This is a genomic window from Indioceanicola profundi (genome assembly GCF_003568845.1).
In the GTDB taxonomy this organism is placed as follows: domain Bacteria; phylum Pseudomonadota; class Alphaproteobacteria; order Azospirillales; family Azospirillaceae; genus Indioceanicola; species Indioceanicola profundi.
The window spans coordinates 1,386,648-1,402,936 of the sequence record NZ_CP030126.1; the positions used below are offsets into that span (position 1 = coordinate 1,386,648).

Sequence of the window (16,289 nt, forward strand, 5' to 3'; positions counted from 1 at the left end):
CGGGTAGCGCTCACGGCGACATCACCGCGGCGGCGATCTCCCTCACCTCTTCTCGGATCTGTCCCTCATGGGGGTCATCGGCGATGGTGGTGAACCAGCGTTCCGGCGGGTTGCGCCCTTCCCGCCGGTTCCAGGTGATGCTCCGCAGGATTGCTTCCGCTTCCGCATTGGGCGGCACGTCCGGATCGATGCCGTTCAACGTCGCCCAGACTCCCGCCCAGCATCGACCTACGGACCACGGATTGTAACCGCCGCCGCCAAGCACCAGGGCGCGAGGGGCCAGGGCCGCCAACTCCGCCACCGCCTGCCAGAGTGCCCGGTTCGAAAGCTCCAGTCGGCTGAGCGGGTCGTCGGCAAGCGCATCTGCGCCGCATTGCACCACGATGGCCTGTGGCCGGAACAGCTCTCCCAGCGGAAGCACGGCCTGTTCCATCAGAAAGCGCAACTCCGTGTCGTTGAAGCCGGACGGCATGGGCAGGTTCCTTGCCATGCCCCCTGCCCGGTCATCGAGCTTTCCGGTATGCGGCCAGCGCGCGCCTTCATGGATGGAAAGGGTGAAGACCCGCTCATCCGCATGGAATGCGTCCTGCACGCCGTCTCCGTGGTGGGCATCCAGGTCCACGTAGTAGATCCGGTCCAGTCCCCGATCCAGCAGACGCAGTATGCCGAGCACCGGATCGTTGAAATAGCAGAAGCCGCTGGCCCGTCCGGGCCGGCCATGATGGGTGCCGCCCGCAGGGCTGTAGACGATCCCGCCGCCCAGGACCATGTCGGCGGCGAGGATCGAAGCGCCGGAGGCCGTGGCAGGCCGGCGGAACATCTCAGGAAACACCGGATTTTCCAGCTTTCCGAGATTGAAGCGGGCCATGGTGTCTGCATCGACCCTCTGTTCCGCTTCCGCACGCATCACTGCCGCAACGTAGTCAGGCTCATGGAAGCGGGCAAGCTGGTCCGGAGTAGCGATCGGACTGTCCAGATAGGAACTGTCGGGCAACCACCCCATGGCGCGCGACAGGTCAATCGCTGTCGAGACCCGGGGAATGGAAAGCGGATGCTTCTTCCCGTAAGTGGAATTGCGATAGACCTCGCTGCCCAGGAACATGGGCCGGTCAAGTGGGGGCTGCGCGGAGCGGCCGACGGCCGGATTCGGGATCTGCATGATCCGTGAAGTAGAGCCGGCACCCGATCTGGTCAATGTCCGCTCTGAATGCCGTCGTACCCGCTTCGCCGCGCCGCAGCAGAGACTTGACTTTGTACTGTCCGCACGGGAAACGATATCACCCCACGGCGCGTGGGGTGATTCCCGTCCGGCGCCCATGGCGGCGGCCCGCTCCGCATGGTGCCGGCCTTTCCCATGGGCCCTACCCTTGGAGTGGAGAGAGCCCCGTGCGTCTTCCATCGGCTGCGGCGCTGGCCGCCGGCCTTGCCTTCCTGGCGGCTGGCCCAGCCTTCGCCAGCGAAACCGCCCCGCATATTCACGGCGCGGATTTGAGTCTGTACTGGACGATCCCGTTCGCCGGGATTCTATTGTCCATCGCCCTCATGCCGTTGATGGCGCCCAGCTTCTGGCATCACAATTTCGGCAAGGTGGCCCTGTTCTGGGCCGTGATCTTCATCGCTCCCTTCGCCGTCGTCGAGGGGGCGGAAATCGCCGGCTTCGCAGTGGCGGAAACGCTGCTGCTGGAGTACCTGCCCTTCATCATCCTGATCTTCACGCTGTTCGTGGTCTCGGGCGGGATTTACATCTCCGGCAACTTGATCGGGACGCCGAAGACGAATGCCGGCATCCTGGCCTTCGGCACGCTAACCGCCAGCATGATCGGCACCACCGGCGCAAGCATGCTGCTGATCCGCCCGCTGTTGCGCGCCAATATCAGCCGGCATCACAAGACACATGTCTTTGTGTTCTTCATCTTCCTGGTTTCCAACGTCGGCGGCGCCCTGACCCCGCTGGGAGACCCGCCGCTCTTCATCGGCTATCTACAGGGGGTGGAGTTCGGCTGGACGGTGGAGCATATGGCCCTGCCCATGGCTGTTACCGCCGGCATTCTCCTGGCTTTGTTCTATGTGCTGGACCTGCGGGCCTGGAACAAGGAGGCCATGTCGCGCGACAAGCCGTCACGCATGCCGCGGAACATCCGCATCCAGGGCCTTGGCAACATCGTCCTGTTGGCAGCGGTCATCATCGCGGTGGTGACGACCGGCACCTGGAACGCGGGCACCGTCCATCTATGGCACCTGGAGTTCAAGGTGTCCGGGCTCGTGCGCGATCTGGTGCTGATCACCATCGCTCTTATCTCGCTGAAGATCACAAAGCCTACGATCCGGGTGGAAAACGCCTTTGCATGGGAGCCCATTCAAGAGGTGGCGATCCTGTTCTTCGCCATCTTCCTGACCATGATCCCGGCGCTGGCCATTCTGCGGGCTGGAACCGAAGGGGCAATGGCCGGTCTTGCAGCCTTCACCACCGGGCCCGACGGAAGCCCTGTGCCGGCTGCGTATTTCTGGCTTACGGGCGTCCTGTCCAGCTTCCTGGATAACGCGCCCACCTATCTGGTGTTCTTCAACCTGGCCGGCGGCGACGCCCAGACCCTGATGGGGCCGCTGAACCACGTGCTGGTCGCCATCTCTGCCGGTGCGGTGTTCATGGGGGCCAACACCTATATCGGGAATGCGCCGAACTTCATGGTGAAGTCGATCTGCGAGGAGCAGAAGATCCGGATGCCGAGCTTCTTCGGCTATATGGCCTGGTCAGTGGCCATCCTGATTCCGATTTTCATCCTGCTGACCGTCTTGATGTTCATCTAGAGCAGACAGACATTTCCACCGGCCGGTCATCACCTGCCGGCCGGTGGACCCAGTCGGACAGTTCCTTGCAGCTTCCGCCTGCACACAGAATATGATCGGCCGTGAAATCGGACGCCGCCAGCACAACGCGTTCCTGCGGCCCGATTCCGGGCGTGTAGACCCACCATCCATCCTCAAGCCGTGCGTCGTCCGGTGGTTCCATTCCGGCGCCGCTGCCGCGGATACGTGCGGACACGACTCTGAGACCGGCGGGCGTCGCCCGCCAATCCTCCTGCCATTCAATTTTTTCGACTGAGTGCGTCCAGCGCAGTTCGAATGCGACGGCGGGGACCCGTACAGGGTCCCCGCCGATCAATGCGATGCACAGGGACAGAGCAGGCCCGCTCATCCCGTCCTCAGACCGACTGGGCGGTCGGCGGTTCGGTCCGCTGGCTGCGAGACCGCCACCAGGTCCAGCCGATGAAACCGGCTGCGAGGGCGAAACCGAGCTCATCGGTGATGGGCAGCGCAACGATCATCATGAATGCGGCAACGGTCGCCCAGATCCGCTCCCACCATGCGAGCCGTGTGAGCAGGAAGCCGATGGCAGCCGCCCCCCAAAGACCGACCGCCAACACCGCCTTGATGACCACATAGGCCACGGCCGGCCAATAGCCGATTGCCTCGGCCAGCGGACCGCCATCCTGAAGCATGAGCGCCGGGGTATAGACGGCCATGAAGGGCACCACGAACCCGGCAATTGCGATACGCATACAGTTCAGGCCGATGACCAAGCCGGATGCCCTTGCGATCGGGCTGGCGGCAAAGGCAGCCAACGCCACCGGCGGCGTCAGATCGGCCATGATGCCGAAGTAGAACACGAACATGTGGCTGATCATCAGCGGAACGCCCAGCTCCAGCAGCGCCGGCCCGACGAGAGAACTGGTGATGATGTAGTTGGGGATCGTCGGAATGCCCATGCCCAGCACCAGACAGGTGAGCATGGTCAGGATCAGGCTCAGGATCAGGCTTTCACCGCCAAGACTGACGATCACCCGGACGAAGTTGCTGCCCAGGCCCGTGAGGGTCATGGTGCCGATGATAACGCCAACCAGGGCGCAGGCAACACCAACGCTGAGCGCATTGCGGGCGCCTTCAGCCAAGCTGTCGATAGCGTCCCTCAGCGTCATACGCCCGCCCGGCTTCACAAAGCTGACCACGATCAGCAGCCCGATCAGCAGGTAGATGGCCGTGATGCCGAACTGGAAGAAAGCGGATGCGGCGACGCCAAGCGCGATCCAGAAGATCACCCGGTAGGCCATGACGCCGAGCCAGGAGGCGATGGTGGAGCCGAAGATCAGCAGGACCGTAAGGCCCAGTCCCATGGTTCCCGCGAACAGGGGCGTGTATCCGCTGAACAGCAGATAGACCAGCATGCCAAGCGGGATCAGCAGGTACCAGTTCTGCACCACCGCCTTCCATGGGTTCGGCAGTTCGGCCTTGTTCATCCCATGCAGGCCCAGCCGCCCGGCCTCCAGATGAACCATCCAGAGAACGGTGCCGAAATAGAGAAGCGCCGGGATAAGGGCGGCCTTCACCACCTCCACATAGGGGACGTTGATCGTCTCCGCCATGATGAAGGCCACCGCGCCCATGACGGGCGGCATGATCTGGCCGCCCATGCTGGCGGTAGCCTCGACTGCGCCGGCGAAGGCAGGCCTGTAGCCGAACCGCTTCATCAGCGGGATGGTGAACTGGCCGGTGGTCACCACATTCGCCACGCCGGAGCCGTTGATAGTGCCCATCAGCCCGGAGGAGACGACGGCGACCTTGGCCGGGCCGCCCTGAGTATGTCCGACCGTGCCCATGGAGAAGTCGGTGAAGAGGCGGATCATGCCCGCCCGCTCCAGGAAACTGCCGAACAGGATGAACAGGAAGATATAGGTTGAGGAGACGAAGATCGGGATGCCGTAGATCCCCTCCGTCCCGTAGCTCATATATTCGATTACCTGCTCGAAATCATAGCCGCGGGTCCGGATGGCGCCTGGCGCGTACTGACCGAACAGGCAATAGGCCAGGAAGGCGGCGCAGATCAGCGGAAGCGCCAACCCCATGATCCGCCGTGCCGCTTCGAAGACCAGCACCAAGCTGATGCAGCCGATGATGATGTCGGTCGTGTTCGGAAGACCCGAGCGCAAATAGAGATCCTGCTCGAAGATGAGCTGGTACATCGCCACGCCGAAGCCCGCGATGCCGAGCAACCAGTCGAACCAGTATCCAGATCCGCCCCGCTTCTTGAGGGATGCGCTGAGCGCGAAGGTCAGCAGCAGGAGAAATCCCACATGGAGAGCCCGGGTCACCAAGCTGGACAGCGGGGTATAGGACGCGGTGTAGATCTGGAAGATCGAAAACAGGACCGCGATGATGAAAATCACCCATCCTGTAGTGGTCGACCTGTCCGTTGGCCCGACATGCAAAATGCTGCTTTCCTGCGGCCCTTGCTCGGGAGACAGGACCTCCCGTTCCAAATTGCTCATCTCCGGATGGCATCCTCTGGCGACGGACTGACTGGATGTGGCAAGGCCCGGAGCCACATGGCTCCGGGCCGGCACGGCGTTACGAAGGCCTGATTACTTCAACACGCCTTCTTCCTTGTAGTAGCGCTCCGCTCCCGGATGCAGCGGGATGGGCAGGCCCTGAACGGCGTTGGCCTTCCCGATCGCGCTGGCCGCATTATGGGAGGCGACCAGCTGGGCCTTCTGCTCGAACATCGCCTTGGTCATCTGGTAAACCAGATCGTCCTCAAGCCCTTCGCGGGTGACGAGGATATTGACGACGGCAGCGGTCGGCACGTCCTCGGTCTGCCCGTCATAGGTGTTGGCGGGGATCGTCGCGGAGATGTAGACCGGATTGCCGATCTTGGTGACCACATCCTGCGGGACCGGAACGATCACGATCTCGTTATGGGACGCCAAGTCGCGGATGGAGGCCACGCCGAGGCCCGAGGACTGGAGGGTCGCGTCGAGCTGCCGGTTCTTCACCAGCTCCACCGATTCGGCGAAGGGCAGATACTCCAGCTTGCCGAGATCGTCGTAGCTGAGGCCGGCGGCCGAGAAAACCGCGCGGGCATTCAGCTCCGTGCCCGACCGCGGGGCGCCGACGGAAACGCGCTTACCCTTCAGATCGGCCAGGGACTGGATGCCGCTATCCTTGCGGGCGACGATCTGGATGAAGTTCGGATAGATCGCGCCGATCGCGCGGAGCTTGTCCAGCTTCTGCGGGAAGCCGGCTTCCTTGTTGCCCGCCCATGCATCGGCGACGCTGTCGCCCAGCGCGAAGCCGACTTCGCCCCGGCCGGCCTGCAGCAGGTTCAGGTTCTCCACGCTGGCCTTCGTGGCCTGGGCGTTGGTGTTGATGCCTTTGATGCTGTCGGCATAGATCTTCGCCAGGGACACGCCCAGGGGATAGTAGACGCCGCTGGTGCCGCCGGTCAGAACGGTGATGAAGTCCTGGGCAAAAGCGGCCGGAATGCCGCCGGTCAGGGCCGCCGCGGATACGCCGAGGGTCAGCGCGCCGAATCCGCGCCGTGAAATCTGAGTCATCTCAGGGGACCTCCCTAGCCAGTGAGAGGCGCCCGCCGCAACCTGCCCTCCGAAATGGCGGGCTCGGACGACGGGCGCCCAGTCTATTGTTTTCGCAGCTAATGTCCTGGAAAAGTCTTCCAGACGCAACCGTTCCTCCGTTGGTGGAACTTCCGGGAGGGTGATTGCCGCCCGAGCAGTGGACATCTACCGTCTGGTGAACACCAATCGGGAGGAACAAGCCCATGGACATGTCGGGGGAGTACCACATCGCCGCGCCGCGCGAGACCGTGTGGAAGGCGCTGAACGATCCGGAGATCCTGCGCCAGTGCATCCCCGGCTGCGAGGAGATCGAGAAGGTTTCCGATACCGAGTTCACTGCGAAGGCGAAAGTGAAGGTCGGCCCGGTGAATGCCCGCTTCACCGGGCGGGTGCTGCTGTCCGATCTCGATCCGCCGAACGGCTATACCATCACGGGCGAGGGCCAGGGCGGGGCGGCCGGATTCGGAAAAGGGGGCGCTCGCGTAGCTCTTACCGAGCAAGGACCCGGATTCACGCTGCTCACCTACACGGCCGAGGCACAGGTGGGCGGAAAGCTGGCTCAGATCGGCTCCCGCTTGGTCCAGGGCACCGCCAGGAAGATGGCCGACGACTTCTTCGCGAAGTTTTCCGCGGTTGTCGGGGGCGGCGTTGCACCGGGCGTCACGCCGACAAGGCCGGATCAGGAAGATCCGATGCTGCACACGACTGATCCAGGGCCCGATGGAATGACTGTTCCCCCGGCCCCGCGGCCGGAGCCCGCGGACATGCCTTTCGCCGGACCGGCCGCTGCGGTTCCGGGCGATGCGCTCACGCCGGGCATCACGGGCGGAAACGCGCCGCCCATGGAACTGTCGGGCGCGTATTCCGACGCTCATGCCGCCCCGATGCGCAGTAGCCCGGACGTGACGGGGCAACGTGCGAGCATTGGGCCGATGGTCTGGATACCGGTGCTGGTGGTGGTCCTCGCACTCGCCCTTTGGATGATCCTCTGAGGAGTGATTCGGGCGGCCTTGACCCGTCCTGGCGTGGCCGGTACCCTTCTCCAAAAGGCTGAAAGCCAGGGATTTTCGCGGCGGATTTGGCGGCATCCGAACCTGGCGGGACCAAGCCGGGACGTCATGCGAAACGCCTCCGCGGCGATCCTGAAGAATCAGGTTCCGGGAGGACAAGATGCCGATATCCGTAACCCTTACCGTCAATGGGTCCAGAGTGACGCGGGAGGTGGAGGGGCGCACCCTCCTGGTTCAGCTCCTGCGCGACCAGCTCGGCCTGACCGGCACCCATATCGGCTGCGACACCAGCCAGTGCGGCGCCTGCGTCGTTCATGTGAACGGTGCCTCGGTGAAGAGCTGCACCATGCTCGCGGCCCAGGCCGATGGCGCCGATGTCATGACCATCGAAGGCCTCGCGGCGCCCGACGGCACGCTGCATCCCATGCAGGAGGCTTTCCGGCACTATCACGGGCTCCAGTGCGGTTTCTGCACGCCGGGCATGGTGATGAGCGCCATCGACCTGCTGAAGCACAATCCCGATCCGACCGAGAAGGAGGTCCGCGAGGGGTTGGAGGGCAATATCTGCCGCTGCACCGGCTATCACAACATCGTGAGGGCCGTGCTCGCCTGCGCCGACGCCATGAAGGCGCAGCCGCTGGCAGCGGAATAGCCGACGCGATCCGGCTACGACAAACGTCTCCGGCCCCAAAGCCCGTCAAAGAGGCATCCGGGCCATAAGTCCTTTCAGGGAGGACACGCCTGATGAACGCCCCTACCCCCGCCTCCACCGGGATCGGCGCCGCCGTCCGCCGCAAGGAGGATCTGCGTTTCCTCACCGGCCGCGGCACCTATACGGACGACATCAACCGGCCCGGCCAGCTTCATGCCTGGATCGTGCGAAGCCCGCACGCGCATGCCCGCATCCTCTCCATCGATACAGAGGCGGCCCGCGCGGCACCCGGCGTGGTGGCGATCTATACCGGCAGGGACATGGCGGCCGACAATGTGGGCGGCCTGCCCTGCGGCTGGCTGATCCACAATAAGGATGGCACGCCGATGGCGGAGCCGCCGCATCCGCCGATGGTGGCCGACAAGGTCCGCCATGTCGGCGATCAAGTAGCCGTAGTGATCGCAGAAACTCGCGCCCAGGCCCGCGACGCCGCCGAGATGGTGGATGTGGAGTATGAGGAGCTGCCGGCTATCGTCTCCGTCGCGGACGCCGACGACGAGTTCGCGCCATTGGTCCATGACAGTGTCGCGCGGAACACCTGCTACGACTGGCACCTCGGCAACAAGGAGGCGACGGAAGTCGCGTTCGCAAGGGCGGCCCACATCACCAGTCTGGATATCGTCAACAATCGCCTCGTCCCCAACCCGATGGAGCCGCGCGCCTATATCGGCGAGTACGACCGGGCGACCGACGACACCACGCTCTGGACCACAAGCCAGAACCCCCATGTGATCCGCCTGCTGATGGGCGCTTTCGTGCTGAACATCCCGGAGCACAAGCTCAGGGTTGTGGCCCCCGATGTGGGCGGCGGGTTCGGCGCCAAGATCTACCATTATGCGGAGGAGGCCATTGTCACTTGGGCCGCCCGCAAGCTAAGCCGCCCAGTCAAATGGACATCGGAACGGTCCGAAGCCTTCCTGTCCGACGCCCATGGCAGGGATCATGTCACGCGCGCCGAACTTGCGCTGGACGCGGACGGCAGGTTCCTGGGGCTGAGGGTCTCCACAAAGGCCAATATGGGGGCCTATCTCTCAACCTTCTCCACCTCCATCCCGACGTACCTTTACGCCACGCTGCTCGCCGGCCAGTACACCACGCCGGCGATCTACGCCGAAGTGAAGGCGCTTTTCACAAACACGGTTCCGGTGGATGCCTACCGTGGGGCCGGGCGGCCGGAGGCCTGTTTCCTGCTGGAGCGGCTGGTGGATACGGCGGCGCGGGAGATGGGGATCGACCGGGCGGAACTCCGCGGCCGCAACCTGATCCCGAAGGAGGCGATGCCCTATGCCACGCCGGTGGCGCTGACCTATGACAGCGGGGATTTCGCCGCCAATCTCGAGCATGCCCTGAAGCTCGCCGACTATGCCGGCTTCCCCGCGCGGCGCGAGGAAAGTGCGCGCAGGGGCAAGCTGCGTGGTCTTGGCCTCTGCTCCTATATCGAAGCCTGCGGCCTCGCCCCCAGCAATGTGGCGGGAGCGCTTGGCGCTAGGGCGGGCCTTTATGAATCGGCGGAGGTCCGGTTCCACCCGACAGGTTCGGTCACGGTCTTCACCGGTGCCCACAGCCACGGCCAGGGCCATGAGACCACCTTCGCCCAGATCGTGGCGGACCGGCTGGGCGTACCTTTCGACAAGGTGGAGGTGGTGCATGGCGACACGGCGAAGGTTGCCATGGGCATGGGCACATATGGCTCCCGCTCTCTGCCCGTCGGCGGCTCCGCCATCGTCAAGGCGGTGGACAAGGTGGTGGCCAAGGCCACGAAGATTGCCGCCCACCTGATGGAGGCCGCCGCCGCCGACATCGAGTTCCGGGACGGACGCTTCACCGTGGCCGGCACGGACAAGTCCGTCGGCATCGCCGATGTCGCCATGGCCGCTTACGTCCCGCACAACTACCCGCTGGAAGAATTGGAGCCCGGGCTGGACGAGCAGGCCTTCTATGATCCGAAGAACTTCACCTATCCCAACGGCGTCCAGATCGCCGAGGTGGAGATCGATCCGGACACCGGCAAGACGCAGATTCTGAGTTTCATGGCCGTGGACGATTTCGGCCGCATCATCAATCCGATGGTGGTCGAGGGGCAGGTCCATGGCGGCATTGTCCAGGGCATCGGTCAGGCCCTGTTCGAACATGCCGTCTACGATCCGGATTCGGGGCAGCTCCTGACCGGCTCCTACATGGATTATTGCATGCCGCGGGCGGACGATGTCCCAAGCTTCAGGGTGGTGACGAACGAGCACGCGCTCTGCACCCACAATCCGCTGGGCGTGAAGGGCTGCGGAGAGGCCGGGACGATCGGCGGCTCCGCCACCATCATGAACGCGTTGGTCGACGCGCTGAGTCCCTTCGGTATCCGGCACATCGACATGCCGGCAACGCCGGAGAAGGTCTGGCGCGCCATCCAGTCCGCCCGTGTTCCCCAGGCCGCGGAGTGAGGAGAGACCCATGTACGCCTTCGACTATCACCGCCCCTCCTCCGTCGCAGATGTCGCCGCCATGCTGGCGGGGGATGAGGATGCGAAGCTGCTGGCCGGCGGCCAGACTCTGATCCCGACGCTGAAGCAGCGTCTGGCCATGCCCAGCGGGGTTATCGACCTGTCCGGCATCGCGGAACTGAAGGGCATCACGGAGGAGGCCGGCGGCATCACAATCGGCGCGATGACGCCGCATGCGGCCGTGCATTTCAGCGAAGCCGTTCGCCGCGTGATCCCTGCATTGGCCGAACTGGCCGGCATGATCGGCGACCCGCAGGTCCGCAACCGCGGTACGCTGGGCGGCTCCATCGCCAACAACGATCCGGCGGCCGATTATCCCGGCGCGCTGCTGGGGCTGGGAGCGACTGTGCGGACCAGCAAACGGGAGGTGGCTGCCGACGCCTTCTTCACCGGCATGTTCGAGACGGCGCTGGAACCGGATGAGATCATCAAGGCCGTCCACTTTCCCCGGCCGGAGCAGGCCAAGTACGTGAAGTTCGCGAATCCCGCCAGCCGATACTCCATGGCTGGAGCCTTCGTGGCCAGGACGGCCGGAGGAATCCGCGTCGCCATCACCGGCGCCGGCCCGACCGCCTTCCGCTGGAGAGAGGCCGAACAGGCCCTCACCGCCAACTGGTCGCCCGACGCGCTGGACAGCCTGATGCTGGACCCGGACAACCTGAACAGCGACCTGCATGCCAGCGGCGAGTACCGCGCCCATCTGGTCCGCGTGATGACAAAACGGGCGGTGGCGACAATCTAATTCGGATGTTGCGGGGAGCGGGGCGCGACCTTCCCCTTCCCACAGCAACGTCGCATTCCGCTCCGCTCCATGCGACCTACGGCTAAATGCATGCCCAGCGCCCTTCCCGCCTCCGTCGATGAGACCATGGCCCTGCTCCAGTCCGGGGACTATGTGGCCGACAGGTCGTTGACCACGGCCGTGTTCCTGGGGCTGAAGCTCAATCGGCCATTGTTCCTGGAGGGCGAAGCAGGGGTCGGAAAAACGGAGATCGCAAAAGTCCTGGCGAAAACCCTGGGGCGCCACCTGATCCGGCTGCAATGCTATGAAGGGCTGGACGTCTCCAGTGCCGTCTACGAGTGGAACTATCCCCGCCAGATGATTGAGATCCGCTTGGCGGAGGCAGCAGGCGGGGCGGACAGGGCGGCGCTGGGGAGGAACATCTTCGCCTCCGACTTCCTCATCGAGCGGCCGATCCTTCAGTCCCTGCGGCTCCACCCCGCCGGCCCGCCGGTGCTGCTGATCGATGAATTGGACCGGGCGGACGAACCGTTCGAGGCCTTCCTGCTGGAGGTGCTGTCGGACTGGCAGGTCACTGTGCCGGAACTGGGCACCATCAAGGCCGAGCAGCCGCCCATCGTGATCCTGACCAGCAACCGCACGCGGGAAATCCATGATGCCCTGAAGCGCCGCTGCTTCTATGCCTGGGTGGATTATCCCACGGCCGCCAGGGAGCTGGACATCCTGCACCGCAAGGCCCCTGGCCTGGATGAGCGGCTGGCAGCGCAGATCGTTGGATTTGTCCAGGCGCTTCGCAAGCAGGACCTGTTCAAGATGCCCGGCGTGGCGGAAACGCTGGACTGGGCCAGCGCCCTGGTCCAGCTCGACAAATTGGAGCTCGACCCGGCCACCATCAACGACACGCTGGGCACCCTGCTGAAGTACCAGGACGACATCGCAAAGATCCAGGGATCGGAAGCGGCACGCATCCTGGAACAGGTGAAGGCCGAATTGATGACTGCCGGCATGCGGTAACGCCGACATGCCTTCCCGCCTTCTCCCCAACCTCATGCATTTCGCCCGAGCCCTCCGTGCGGCGGGATTGCCGGTTGGGCCGGGACATCTGCTGCGGGCGCTGGAGGCCGTGGAGGCGGTGGGTCTCTCATCCCGGCAGGATTTCTACTGGGCGCTGCACAGCGTCTTCGTCACCCGCCGCGACCAGCGCGACCTGTTCGATCAGACCTTCCATATCTTCTGGCGCAATCCGCAGATCCTGGAACGGATGCTGGACCTGCTGCTTCCCTCCGTAAGGGCGGAGCTGGCTCCCGACTCAGCGGAATTGTCCCGCCGGGTGGCGGATGCGCTCCGCGGCGGTCGTCAGCCCGATCTGCCGCAGGACCAGCCCGGAACGGAGGAGGTGAAGGTGGATGCCACTCTGACAGTCTCCGACGAGGAACGGCTGCAAAGCCTGGATTTCGAGAAGATGTCGGCGGGGGAAGTGGAGGCGGCAAAACGGACTATTGCCGCCATGCGCCTGCCCCGGATGGAGGCGCCGACCCGCCGCTTCCAGCCCAGCCAGTCCGGCAGCCGGATCGATCTCCGCGCCACCTTGAGACGATCACTTAGGGCGGGAGGCGATGTGATCGACCTTGTACCGAAGCGTGCCCGAACCAGGATGCCGCCGCTGGTCGTCCTTTGCGATATCTCCGGTTCTATGGGCCAGTACAGCCGCATGCTGCTGCACTTCCTGCACGCGCTGACCAGCGACCGCGACCGGGTCCACAGTTTCGTCTTCGGAACCCGCCTGACCAACATCACCCGCTCCCTGCGCACCCGCGACGTGGATGCCGCCCTGGCCAAGGTGGGCGCGCAGGTACAGGACTGGTCCGGCGGCACCCGCATCGGGGCCTGCCTTGGCGACTTCAACCGGTTCTGGTCACGCCGCGTCCTGGGCCAAGGGGCCGTGGTCCTGCTGATCACCGACGGGCTGGACCGGAACGGAGCCGAAGGGCTGGAACGCGAGATGGAGCGGCTGCATAAGAGCTGCCGCCGCCTGATCTGGCTGAACCCGCTGTTGCGTTGGGAGGGGTTCCAGCCTAGGACCAACGGAGCCAGGGCGATCCTCCCCCATGTAGACGCCTTCCGCCCGGTGCATAATCTGCGTAGCCTGGAGCAGTTGGCCGACGCGCTGGCCGATCCCGGCCCACGCCGGATGGATGGCGACCTGGAAGGCTGGCGCCGGATGGCCGCAGCCTAGAAGGACAGAGGAATGAGCACGCAATCCGCAGACGCCGCCCAGATCCTGGAGCAGGCGGAGCGCTGGCTTGCCGAGGGCCGGCAGGTCGCGCTTGCCACCGTCGTGGCCACCTGGGGCTCCGCCCCCCGCCGGGTCGGCAGCCTGATGGCGATCAACGATCAGGGCGGTATGGCCGGTTCCGTCTCCGGCGGCTGCATCGAGGGCGCTGTGGTGCACGAGGCGCAGGCCGTCATGGCGGAGCAGGAACCACGGATGCTCAGCTTCGGCGTTACGGATGAGATGGCTTGGGAGGTTGGTCTTGCCTGTGGCGGCAAACTCCAGGTCTATGTGGAGGCGGTAACGTGAAGCGCCGGACCTTCGATGCCCTGCGCAAGGCGCAGGCGGACCGTATTCCAGCGGCTCTGGTCACCGATCTGGGCACCGGCTTCCAGACGGTGGTGACGGAAGCGACGCAGCAGGGCGACTGCGCGCTGGAGGATGAGTTCCTGCCGCAGGTTTACGAGGCCATCGTCAAGGACCGTTCCGGGATCCTGGAATTCTATGACGGGCAGTTCTTTGTCAATGTGCTGAACTCGCCCTTGCGGATGATCCTGGTCGGCGCCGTCCATATCGCCCAGGCGTTGGCCCCGATGGCGAGCCTTGCCGGCTATGATGTGACGGTGGTTGATCCCCGCCGGGCCTTCGCCACGGATGAGAGGTTCCCGGCCATCAGGCTCAATGGCGACTGGCCGGATGAGGCGCTGGAGGCGCTCCGCCCAGACCGCCGCACCGCCATCATCACGTTGAGCCACGATCCCAAGCTGGACGATCCCGCCCTGATGACAGCTCTTTCCACTCCGGCCTTCTTCATCGGTGCATTGGGCAGCCGGAAGACCCATGCGGCACGGCTGGAGCGCATGCAGACACAGGGCGTCCAGGCGGATCGGCTGACCCGCATCTCGGGCCCCGTCGGTCTGGATATCGGTGCGGTCACCCCGGCGGAAATCGCGATCTCGATCCTGGCAGAGGTGACGCTGGCGCTCCGCGGCGGTCCGAAGCACAAGGCGGAGGGCTGACCCGGTGCAGTTCGGGGACCTGCCCCTGACGGAGGCTGAAGGGGCCATCCTGGCCCATTCCTTGACACTTCCCGGAGCAGTATTCCGGAAAGGCCGGGTACTCTCGGCCGATGATCTGGCGGCGTTACGCACAGCGGGGTTCCAGACCGTGGCTGCCGCCAAGCTGGAGGCGGAAGATGCGAGCGAGGATGAAGCAGCCAGCCGCATCGCACAGGCGGTCTTCGGCCCCGGCCTGACCGCCAGCGCCGCTTTCACCGGCCGCGTTAACCTCTATGCCGCGACCAATGGCGTCCTGGTTCTGGATACCGCCCGGCTGGAGCGGATGAACCTGCTGGATCAAGCCGTGACGATCGCCACCCTGCCTGCCTTCGCGCAGGTGCAGACTGGGCAGATGGTCGCGACGGTGAAGATCATCCCCTTCGCCGCGCCGGTCACTTCCGTCGAACGTGCGGAAGCCCTGGCCCGGAACGGCGAACCGCCGATCCGCGTTGCCGGTTGGCAAGGTCTGGCAGCCGGGCTGGTGCAGACCGTGCTTCCTGGCACCAAGCCCGGCATGCTCGACAAGACGGTAGAGACAACCCGTCGTCGGCTGGAGGAGGTCGGAGCCACTCTTGCGACCGAACTCAGGGTTCCGCATGAACCTGGCGCGGTGGCGGACGCCATTGCAGCGCTACACAGGCAGGGCTGCGGTCTCATCCTGCTGATCGGCGCGTCCGCTATCACCGACAGGCGTGACGTGCTTCCCGCGGGGATCGAACGCGCCGGCGGCGGCGTGCACCATTTCGGGATGCCGGTCGATCCCGGCAACCTCCTCCTTCTGGCGGAGTTCGGCGGCGCCCCGGTCCTGGGCCTACCCGGTTGCGCCCGGTCACCCAAGCTGAATGGCTTTGACTGGGTGCTCCAGCGTCTGGCGGCGGGCATTCCGGTCAGCGGCACGGATATGATGCGGATGGGTGTCGGCGGGCTTCTGTCCGAAATCCCGTCACGCCCCCTGCCTCGCGATCGAGCGACGGAGATGCCGCGCGCTCCTAATATCGCTGCAATCATCCTGGCGGCTGGGCTGTCGCGCCGCATGGGCTCCAACAAGCTGCTCAAGGACCTTGGCGGACGCCCCCTTGTCAGCCATGCCGTTTCGGCAGCACTCGCCTCACAGGCCCGTCCCGTGCTGCTGGTCACCGGCCATCAGGCGGAAAGGGTACGGGCCGCCGTCACCGACGGACCGATCACCTTTGTTCATGCCGACGACTATTCAGCGGGGCTGAGCGCCTCGCTGAAAGCTGGACTGCAGGCATTGCCAGCGGATGTAGACGGGTTTGCTGTGATCCTGGGTGACATGCCGCGCGTCACCGCCGCTCATATCGATCGTCTGATCGCCGCCTACAGCCCTGCCGACGGACGCACGATCTGCGTCGCCACCCACCGCGGCCGGCGCGGCAATCCTGTGCTGTGGGACCGCCGGTACATCGAGGAAATGCTGTCGCTGACGGGCGATGCCGGCGCCAGATCGCTGCTGACGAACCATGCCGAACAGCTTTGCGAAGTCGAAATGCCGGATGCCGGCGTTCTGCTGGACGTCGACACGCCGGAGGCACTTCCGGCGCTTGAACCGTAGATGCGCGCCGAAGCCGG

Annotated in this window: 14 protein-coding genes; 10 read left to right on the forward strand and 4 right to left on the reverse strand. The window is 64.9% G+C overall.

The annotated features are described in order from the left end of the window. Nucleotides 1–10: 10 nt before the first annotated feature. The gene (locus tag DOL89_RS06600; RefSeq protein WP_119678419.1) at nt 11–1,159 is read right to left on the reverse strand and encodes an acetoin utilization protein AcuC; all 1,149 of its coding nucleotides are present in this window, start codon (nt 1,157–1,159) and stop codon (nt 11–13) included. A gap of 227 nt (nt 1,160–1,386) precedes the next feature. On the opposite strand from DOL89_RS06600, the gene DOL89_RS06605 reads away from it, so the two are divergent. Next, nucleotides 1,387–2,808: a sodium:proton antiporter gene (locus DOL89_RS06605; RefSeq protein WP_225889929.1), complete on the forward strand. Its 1,422-nt coding sequence runs from the start codon at nt 1,387–1,389 to the stop codon at nt 2,806–2,808. Here DOL89_RS06605 and DOL89_RS06610 read toward each other — a convergent pair. The 3 genes from DOL89_RS06610 to DOL89_RS06620 all read right to left on the reverse strand — a co-directional run bounded on the left by DOL89_RS06610 (nt 2,801) and on the right by DOL89_RS06620 (nt 6,389). Then, nucleotides 2,801–3,196, reverse strand: a complete 396-nt coding sequence (locus DOL89_RS06610) for a DUF1850 domain-containing protein (protein ID WP_162937364.1) — start codon at nt 3,194–3,196, stop codon at nt 2,801–2,803. The two genes, DOL89_RS06605 and DOL89_RS06610, sit on opposite strands and share 8 nt — an antisense overlap. 7 nt (nt 3,197–3,203) lie before the next feature. After that, complete coding sequence (locus DOL89_RS06615; protein ID WP_119678421.1) at nt 3,204–5,324, reverse strand: TRAP transporter permease; 2,121 nt, start codon at nt 5,322–5,324, stop codon at nt 3,204–3,206. A gap of 93 nt (nt 5,325–5,417) precedes the next feature. Continuing rightward, nucleotides 5,418–6,389, reverse strand: a complete 972-nt coding sequence (locus DOL89_RS06620) for a TAXI family TRAP transporter solute-binding subunit (RefSeq protein WP_119678422.1) — start codon at nt 6,387–6,389, stop codon at nt 5,418–5,420. Between the two features lie 224 nt (nt 6,390–6,613). On the opposite strand from DOL89_RS06620, the gene DOL89_RS25930 reads away from it, so the two are divergent. The 9 genes from DOL89_RS25930 to DOL89_RS06665 all read left to right on the forward strand — a co-directional run bounded on the left by DOL89_RS25930 (nt 6,614) and on the right by DOL89_RS06665 (nt 16,272). Beyond that, nucleotides 6,614–7,402, forward strand: coding sequence for an SRPBCC family protein (locus DOL89_RS25930; RefSeq protein WP_205574652.1), 789 nt, complete (start codon nt 6,614–6,616; stop codon nt 7,400–7,402). Between the two features lie 178 nt (nt 7,403–7,580). Further along, entirely contained in the window at nt 7,581–8,072 is a 492-nt protein-coding gene (locus DOL89_RS06630) for a (2Fe-2S)-binding protein (protein WP_119678423.1), read from the forward strand. 92 nt (nt 8,073–8,164) lie between these two features. Beyond that, the gene (locus DOL89_RS06635; RefSeq protein ID WP_119678424.1) at nt 8,165–10,567 is read left to right on the forward strand and encodes a xanthine dehydrogenase family protein molybdopterin-binding subunit; all 2,403 of its coding nucleotides are present in this window, start codon (nt 8,165–8,167) and stop codon (nt 10,565–10,567) included. 10 nt (nt 10,568–10,577) lie between these two features. After that, nucleotides 10,578–11,369 (forward strand): FAD binding domain-containing protein, encoded by a 792-nt coding sequence (locus DOL89_RS06640; protein WP_119678425.1) that lies wholly within the window; start codon nt 10,578–10,580, stop codon nt 11,367–11,369. 90 nt (nt 11,370–11,459) lie between these two features. Beyond that, a complete protein-coding gene (locus tag DOL89_RS06645; RefSeq protein ID WP_119678426.1) occupies nt 11,460–12,383 on the forward strand; it encodes an AAA family ATPase in 924 nt (307 codons plus the stop codon). A gap of 7 nt (nt 12,384–12,390) precedes the next feature. Continuing rightward, nucleotides 12,391–13,605 carry a vWA domain-containing protein gene (locus tag DOL89_RS06650; RefSeq protein ID WP_119678427.1) on the forward strand — a complete coding sequence of 405 codons (1,215 nt, stop codon included), beginning with the start codon at nt 12,391–12,393 and terminating at the stop codon, nt 13,603–13,605. A gap of 12 nt (nt 13,606–13,617) precedes the next feature. After that, nucleotides 13,618–13,950, forward strand: coding sequence for an XdhC family protein (locus DOL89_RS06655; RefSeq protein WP_119678428.1), 333 nt, complete (start codon nt 13,618–13,620; stop codon nt 13,948–13,950). Next, a complete protein-coding gene (locus tag DOL89_RS06660; protein WP_119678429.1) occupies nt 13,947–14,660 on the forward strand; it encodes an XdhC family protein in 714 nt (237 codons plus the stop codon). The genes DOL89_RS06655 and DOL89_RS06660 overlap by 4 nt, the downstream gene beginning before the upstream one ends. A gap of 4 nt (nt 14,661–14,664) precedes the next feature. Beyond that, nucleotides 14,665–16,272, forward strand: coding sequence for an NTP transferase domain-containing protein (locus tag DOL89_RS06665; protein ID WP_119678430.1), 1,608 nt, complete (start codon nt 14,665–14,667; stop codon nt 16,270–16,272). Nucleotides 16,273–16,289 lie beyond the last annotated feature (17 nt).

Excerpts from the sequence above, each read along its gene's own strand:
- DOL89_RS06600 (WP_119678419.1), bottom strand. The coding sequence starts at position 1,159 with ATGCAGATCCCGAATCCGGCCGTCGGCCGCTCCGCGCAGCCCCCACTT.
- DOL89_RS06610 (WP_162937364.1), bottom strand. The coding sequence starts at position 3,196 with ATGAGCGGGCCTGCTCTGTCCCTGTGCATCGCATTGATCGGCGGGGAC.
- DOL89_RS06615 (WP_119678421.1), bottom strand. The coding sequence starts at position 5,324 with ATGAGCAATTTGGAACGGGAGGTCCTGTCTCCCGAGCAAGGGCCGCAG.
- DOL89_RS06620 (WP_119678422.1), bottom strand. The coding sequence starts at position 6,389 with ATGACTCAGATTTCACGGCGCGGATTCGGCGCGCTGACCCTCGGCGTA.
- DOL89_RS25930 (WP_205574652.1), top strand. The coding sequence starts at position 6,614 with ATGGACATGTCGGGGGAGTACCACATCGCCGCGCCGCGCGAGACCGTG.
- DOL89_RS06630 (WP_119678423.1), top strand. The coding sequence starts at position 7,581 with ATGCCGATATCCGTAACCCTTACCGTCAATGGGTCCAGAGTGACGCGG.
- DOL89_RS06635 (WP_119678424.1), top strand. The coding sequence starts at position 8,165 with ATGAACGCCCCTACCCCCGCCTCCACCGGGATCGGCGCCGCCGTCCGC.
- DOL89_RS06640 (WP_119678425.1), top strand. The coding sequence starts at position 10,578 with ATGTACGCCTTCGACTATCACCGCCCCTCCTCCGTCGCAGATGTCGCC.
- DOL89_RS06645 (WP_119678426.1), top strand. The coding sequence starts at position 11,460 with ATGCCCAGCGCCCTTCCCGCCTCCGTCGATGAGACCATGGCCCTGCTC.
- DOL89_RS06650 (WP_119678427.1), top strand. The coding sequence starts at position 12,391 with ATGCCTTCCCGCCTTCTCCCCAACCTCATGCATTTCGCCCGAGCCCTC.
- DOL89_RS06655 (WP_119678428.1), top strand. The coding sequence starts at position 13,618 with ATGAGCACGCAATCCGCAGACGCCGCCCAGATCCTGGAGCAGGCGGAG.